The following is a 2,540-nucleotide window of genomic DNA, read 5'->3' as shown; positions in this document are numbered from 1 at the left end:
CCCCCCCATAGCGCCCGCCCGGACTGCTTTGAGACCGTCCCCGATTTGAGACCGACCCCGATTTGAGACCGTCCCCGATTTGAGACCGACCCCGATTTGAGACCGACCCTGATTTATGAACGTTCCCGATTTGAACCTTCGGGATTGGCTGATGTTGGCTGACTGTCATGTCAGGCGCGACCGCCGGCCTGCATCTGGTCCCACAGCGGCAGGCACATGCGGCCTGCACTGGCTTCGATGGCGGCGCAGGCGTCCACCGCCAGATCCTCGCGCCAGCGGCGGGCGGCGATCTGCACATTGATGGGCTGCGGCCCATTCGGCAGCTGCGCCAGCCGGGCAGGCACTGAAGCAGCGGGCAGACCGAGGAAGTTCATCGCATAGGAGTAAACTGCGCAGCCCAGCACCTCATGCACGCCTTCCGCGCCTTCGGTGTCGCGGTCCGGCTTGAAAAAGGGCTGCGGCAGGAAAGGCGATAACACCAGCGGGTATTCCTCCATGAACAGGGACCATTGCCGCGCGTAATGCGTGCGCTTGGCCATCATCTGCAGCAGATCGTCCCCGGAAAAGGGAGGGAACTCCTGGAAATAGACGGCAAAGATGCCGCGCACGGTCTGGGAGCCTGCCGCGTCCACATCCCCCTTCATCAGTGCATGGATCTCGCCCATCAGGGCGCGGTAGCCGGTGCGTCCGGCCTCGAATACATCGGGCGGTTCCGCTTCCTCAACCAAATAGCCTGCGCCGGTCAGCGCCTCACGGGCAAAATCCAATGCGGCTTCGACTTCGGGGTGCAGTTCATAGCCATGGGTGTTCTTGCTGAAGGCAACCTTGACCGGGCCATTCAGCGCTTCACCGCGCCAGGGTACCGGCACATGGAAGGGGTCGCGCGGGTCTGCGGCAATCAAGGAGGGCATCGAAAGATGCAGATCCTCTGCCGAGCGGGCAATCAGCCCCTGCACCGACATCAGCTGCGCCAGCAGACCGCGCTCGGCGGATTGGCTGGGGTTCCAGGCCGGGACCCGGCCCAGGCCGGGCTTGACTGTCACCGCGCCATTGGCTGCCGCCGGAAAGCGCAACGAGCCGCCGATGTCATTGCCATGCGCCAGTGCACCGATTCCGGCCATCACTGCAGCCCCGGCGCCGCCGGAGGATCCGCCCGGCGAGATATGCCGTCCCCATGGGTTATAGGTGCGGCCGTGCAACGGGTTGTCGGTGTCGGCGCGGAAGGAAAATTCAGGAGTATTTGTCCGCCCGATTACCACCGCCCCGGCCTTTTGCAGATTCTCCACCACCGGGGCGTCCGCAGGCGCGATCAAGTCCTTCAGCGCCGGGACGCCGTTGGAGGTGGCATGGCCTTTCTGATCCACGTTGATCTTGATGGTGACCGGCACACCGTGCAACGGGCCGGGAACTGCGCCGCCTGCGCGCGCCTTGTCGAGTGCGCGGGCGCGGTCCAGTGCCTCGACGCTCAGATCTTCAACGACGGCATTCAGCGCTGGGTTCACCGCGTTCATTCGGTTGATGGAGGCTTGCACGGCGCCTTCGGCGCTCAGATCTCCGGTGCGTGTCAGTTGGGTCAGTTCCGCGGCACTCAGGCGCCAGGTCTCCGGATTTGTCATGCTCAAGCCTCCTTGGCTGCAGCCTAGGAAGACAGGGCGGAGTTGCAAGGAAAACCGGACGGCAAATTGCCGGAATTCTGCGGATATTCCTCGTGGGTCCGGGCCCGAGGCCGCCGCTGTCGCAATGGCTGCACCAGAAGATAGTTGAAACGGGGTTGGATGCTGTCTTCATGGAATCGCTGCAATTTAGAGAGGCTCTGGCAGCTGTGCCGATCAGGATCAGCCAAGAAAACCCCGGCGGGGTCACGCGCCTGCTTCCTCCCGGCTGGTTCCGCCCAGCTCTGGGCAAACCACCCCGGCGCAGATAGTCCGTGCAGGGGCAGGGAAGCTGGAAAGCCATACGTCAGACGTTTGAGCGTCTTCAGAAAGTTGGTCTGGTCCTCGGTCCGCCTTTCCGGCCGTGATTTCCGCAGCGCGGCGGCGGCAGCGGCTTTCTCCCGCCTTCTCCCGCGGGCGAAGGTTCCAAGCAGCCCTTCCTCCAGCCATCCTCACCCGCCTCCACACATATTTTTTTAGGTCCCGGCATCTGCTGTTTCACGACTTGGACGGCGGAACCTCTGGGATCGAAATGCGAACTGAGGCTCCAGCGGGTGATTCCCCGCTTGCAGCGGCCATGTCCGCCCGAAAAGTTTGCAGTTTTGCAAATTCGGCGAGGCTTTCCTGAATATTCTACCGCAAAGACCTGTTTGCAAACCGGATTGGATGCAAAATGAACTCAGCGTGTAAATTCTGTAAACCCTGGCCGTTTCCCTGCTCGAAGCCTGTAAATTCCTTGACCAACCTTACGTGCGGAAGCTGCAAAACTTGCCCGTTTGACGCTTTCTCGCCTACGCAAAGAGCAGGAGGAGATGAACACCATGGGATATCAGGACATTTACGCCGGCTGGAAACAGGACCCGGAAGGGTTTTGGATGCAGGCTGCAC

The 2,540-nt window shown here is 61.9% G+C and carries 1 protein-coding gene; it reads right to left on the bottom strand.

Annotation, left to right across the window (positions count from 1 at the left end):
- Positions 1 to 170 precede the first annotated feature (170 nt).
- Positions 171 to 1,616, bottom strand: coding sequence for an amidase family protein (locus tag VOI29_RS24035; RefSeq protein WP_323784363.1), 1,446 nt, complete (start codon positions 1,614 to 1,616; stop codon positions 171 to 173).
- Between the last annotated feature and the right edge of the window lie 924 nt (positions 1,617 to 2,540).

This window comes from Leisingera sp., from assembly GCF_034669605.1.
In the GTDB taxonomy this organism is placed as follows: Bacteria; Pseudomonadota; Alphaproteobacteria; order Rhodobacterales; family Rhodobacteraceae; genus Leisingera.
The sequence above is the reverse complement of the archived record's forward strand: the minus strand, read 5'-3'. Positions and strand labels throughout refer to the sequence as shown.